The sequence below is a fragment of the Streptomyces lancefieldiae genome (assembly GCF_031845825.1).
Lineage (GTDB): Bacteria > Actinomycetota > Actinomycetes > Streptomycetales > Streptomycetaceae > Streptomyces > Streptomyces lancefieldiae.
The window spans coordinates 1-3,504 of sequence record NZ_JAVRFH010000153.1 but is presented as its reverse complement, the minus strand read 5'-3'; the positions used below and the strand labels follow the sequence as shown (position 1 = coordinate 3,504).

Here is a 3,504-nt window from a genome sequence, read left to right as displayed (position 1 = left end):
GGCTGCGCGACCTCGTCGGCGAGGAGACCTTCGCCGAGCACTACCGCGTCCAGTACGGCGAGACCAACCGCCTCTACCTGGAGGCCGTCTGCCTGCGCGGCGACCGGCGCGTCGGCCGCGTCCTGGAGGACCTCTACGACAGCGGCGCCGATCTCACCTGCCTGGACCGCGACGTCCTGCTGAAGGCACTGGATGACCACGGCCTCGACTTCCAGCGCCACCTGCGCCTCATCGACGACCCCGTCCTGCCGTGGCACACCGTCAACGAAGTCGACCCCGCAGACGAACAGCGCCTGCTGCGCGCGATCGAACAGCGCACGACCACCCGATGAGCATCCCCGCGCCCGGGGCCCCGCTGCCCGCGGACAAACACCTCCTGCCCTCCCTCACCGACCCGGCCGAACACGCCGCCTACATCCGCGCCCGCCACCCGGACGCCGGCCTCGCCCGCAGTCCGGGAGCGATCCTGCTCTACCAGTCCTCGCTGGCCGAGCACGCCGCCCGCCGCACCGGCACCCGGCCGCTGGAACGCTGGGTGTCGGCCGATCTCCACCGCACGGCCGACGGCGTCGTCCTCCGCTCCGGCTTCGGGCGCGGCGCCCCGGCCGCCGGCCTCATCGTCGAACAGCTCATCGCCCTCGGCGCCCGCGCCGTCATCACGATCGGCACCGCCGCCACTCTCACCGACATCCTTCAGCCCGGCGACCTGGTGATCTGCCAGGACGCCCTGCGAGGCGAAGGCCTCTCCCACCACTACCTGCCCCCCGGCCGCTACGTCGCCCCCGATCCCGACCTGACCGACCGCCTGGCGGCCGCGGCCGCCACCCTCGGCGCGGCCGCCCGCCGGGGGCGCGCCTGGACCACCGACGCGCTGTACCGGGAGAGCGCCGCTGAAGTGCGGCAGTACACGGCGGAGGACGCCGTCGTCGCCGACATGGAAGCGGCCGGCATTCTGGCCGTTACCCGCTACCGCCACGTGCCGGCCGCCGCCGCGTTCACGGTCGCCGACTCCCTCGCCAGCCGAGCTCCGCGCACCAACGCACCGCAGACCGGTGAAGGACTTCGACTTCTCCTCGGCGCCGCCACTCGCGCTCTCGCGGATCGGGATGCCGAGTCAGGTCGGTGACGGCGTGGGTACATCGGTGGTGGTGAGGACTCCGTAGGCGTGACCGAGGCGGATCAGGTGTGCCTCGTTGTCCGCTCCTGCCTTAGCCATGAGGCGAGCGGTGGCGCCAGCGAGGTCGAACTGGTCGATCCGGGCGTGCTTGGCGATGGCGGCGGCCGTGTGGTGTAGAGCGTGGGCCTGCCACAGCAGCCGTTCCTGCTCGTCGAACGGCGCGGGCGCCGACAAGGGTTCAGGGAGGTGCAGTTCGCCGGAGACGAAGCCCATCTGCACTTTGAGCGGGGGCTTCCTGGCCTGCAGCTTGTGGCCGATCTGGGTGGAGTGGCGGTTGAAGGTGCCTCGCGCCATCTTCAGGTTCGAGGAGCCGACCGCCGGCGCATGACCGAGGGAGATCTCTTCGAGGACCCTCCGCTCGGTGGCGGTCAGCGGGGTGATGACGGGAGCGCTCCGCTGGGTCATGTGTAGGTACCTCCGTGATTCGGCGGGTGGTGCGGGGTGACGGTGAGGATCCGGCCCGCCCGGGACGGGGCCGAGAAGCTAGCTGTTGTGGGTTATGAGGCGGACGGAAGCTGTCGGCGTACGCGGTCGGCGTCGTGCGGGTTGAGGTCCGTGTAGATCTGGAGCGACTGCTCGAACGCAGCGCGTGCCTGATCGCTGTGACCGGCCTCCTGGAGGGTGCGACCGAGGAGTTCGAGACTGCGGGCCGTCCAGCGCGGAGAGCGTACCGCCCTGCACTCGATGACAACCTGCCTTCCTTCACGCTCGGCGGCGTCGAGTTCGCCGGACAGGGCGTGTGCGCGTGTTAGTTAGGCCAGGGCGCGGGCCGCGTCGAGAGCGTCCAGCGCTGTCGGGACCGCCGGGGTGAGCGATGCCGCGGCTGGTCGCTGGTGGCGGGTCGTGGGAGTCGGGTGCATGCTCACCGGCTCGCTCCGTTCCGGCCCCTGTGGTCCTGCTTGGTGGGTAGCAGTTTCCAGCTGTGAGCGAGGACCACCAGCTGGGTGGCGTTGGCCGCTCCGGTCTTGGCGAGCAGGGCGTGGAGTGCCGAAGCGGCGGCGGAGGGGGAAAGGCCGGTGGCGGTCACACGGCCGACAGGCGTGCTCTCCTCGGCGAGGGCACGCAGCAGCCTCACCTCACTCGGGTCCAAGTCCGGCACTGGAAGGTCGGTGGCCGGTGCTGTGGCCCCGTGGGAGGTGAGCAGGCGGTGCACGAGAACCGGGAGGGGACAGCGCGTGGGGGAGTGGGTTTTGTACCGCAGGAAGCGGAGGTGCCGGCGCGTCGTGATGATCGACCGTTTGAGCTCGGCGGCAATCTCTCCGGGCGTCAGCCCACGCATGAGGCACTCGACGACACGCCACTCGGTAGGAGTGAATAGGGAGAGGGGCACTGTAGGTGGAACGACCATCTCCCTCAGCTCTGTGCTCAGGGGGGCACACGGCCGGGCGCTGGCTGCTCTTCTCGTCTTGCTCACCGGTCGCCTCCCGAAGCGTGCACCGGAGCGGGGTTCTCCGCGGTGAGCTGGCCCCAGGCGTGACCCAGGATGACGAGATGCGTGAGATCGCGGGCGCCAACCGCGGTGAGGAGTTGCGCCGTGCGCTTCTTCACCGCGGAGGGAGCGATACCGGCGGCCTGCCCGATGTCGGGAGCAAGCCGGTGGACGGCCAGCGCGCGCCACAGCCTTGCCTGGTCGGGGCTGACGTCGGGAGCAGGCCGGGGAGCCGGGGGCGTCAGCGCCTGCCCGGCGGAAAGGACGGCGTGAACCAGGACATGATGGGGCGCGCCGGGGCAGTGGAGCTTCGAGCGCAGCGTGTGGAGGCGCTTCTTGACCGTCGACGGGGCTAGGCGCCGTCGGGCGGCGATCGTGTGCGGGCCCAGGCCGGTCGCCACCAGGGCGGCGACATCCCGCTCAGCCTTGGTGAGGGGCGTGGTGGGAAACAGGGTGGTGGTCATCGTTTGGGGTGTCCAGATCAGTGTGCGGTCAGACGACGGCGGGGGCGACGTCGAGGTCGGGGTCCAGGTGGTGCGTTAGGCGGCGCGCCTGCTCGGGGCCCAGGGTGATCGTGTAGCGGTCGGGGCCGGGTCCGCCGCCGGGCGTGGTTACCGAGGCGCCGGCGCCCACGGTTCTTCCGAGCAGTCGTTGGAGCCGTGCGGAGGGGTTGGCGACCTCCGCGAGCAGGAGGTGCTGTGCTGTGTCAGACGGCGCGCCTGTTCGAGAGTCAGCTTGATGGTGAGGCGGTCGGTCTCGTGCGCGCAGCCGTGCTCGAGCTCCGTTGACACCGGTGATCCGACCACCCCGGTGATCAGCCAGCGGACCCGCTCGGTGAGACGTCGGATGCCACGCGGGCGGTGACGCGGAAGACCCGTTCCGATGTCCGGGGCCCCGA

At 71.0% G+C, this 3,504-nt stretch carries 6 protein-coding genes and 1 pseudogene; 2 read left to right on the top strand and 5 right to left on the bottom strand.

Annotated features, from left to right (window positions below):
• Positions 1–332, top strand: a pseudogene (locus RM812_RS41020) (radical SAM protein); the annotation flags it as partial.
• On the top strand, positions 329–1,126 hold the full coding sequence (locus tag RM812_RS41015; protein WP_311585944.1) for a nucleoside phosphorylase: 798 nt from the start codon (positions 329–331) through the stop codon (positions 1,124–1,126). The pseudogene RM812_RS41020 and the gene RM812_RS41015, both read left to right, overlap by 4 nt.
• On the opposite strand, the gene RM812_RS41010 is transcribed toward RM812_RS41015, so the two are convergent.
• The 5 genes from RM812_RS41010 to RM812_RS40990 all read right to left on the bottom strand — a co-directional run bounded on the left by RM812_RS41010 (position 1,115) and on the right by RM812_RS40990 (position 3,239).
• The gene (locus RM812_RS41010; RefSeq protein WP_311585942.1) at positions 1,115–1,582 is read right to left on the bottom strand and encodes a hypothetical protein; all 468 of its coding nucleotides are present in this window, start codon (positions 1,580–1,582) and stop codon (positions 1,115–1,117) included. The genes RM812_RS41015 and RM812_RS41010 overlap by 12 nt on opposite strands.
• Before the next feature lie 92 nt (positions 1,583–1,674).
• Positions 1,675–1,911, bottom strand: coding sequence for a tetratricopeptide repeat protein (locus RM812_RS41005; protein WP_311585946.1), 237 nt, complete (start codon positions 1,909–1,911; stop codon positions 1,675–1,677).
• 128 nt (positions 1,912–2,039) lie between these two features.
• Positions 2,040–2,267, bottom strand: coding sequence for a hypothetical protein (locus RM812_RS41000; RefSeq protein ID WP_311585940.1), 228 nt, complete (start codon positions 2,265–2,267; stop codon positions 2,040–2,042).
• A gap of 320 nt (positions 2,268–2,587) precedes the next feature.
• The gene (locus tag RM812_RS40995) at positions 2,588–3,070 is read right to left on the bottom strand and encodes a helix-turn-helix domain-containing protein (protein WP_311585938.1); all 483 of its coding nucleotides are present in this window, start codon (positions 3,068–3,070) and stop codon (positions 2,588–2,590) included.
• A gap of 28 nt (positions 3,071–3,098) precedes the next feature.
• On the bottom strand, positions 3,099–3,239 hold the full coding sequence (locus RM812_RS40990; RefSeq protein WP_311585936.1) for a hypothetical protein: 141 nt from the start codon (positions 3,237–3,239) through the stop codon (positions 3,099–3,101).
• Between the last annotated feature and the right edge of the window lie 265 nt (positions 3,240–3,504).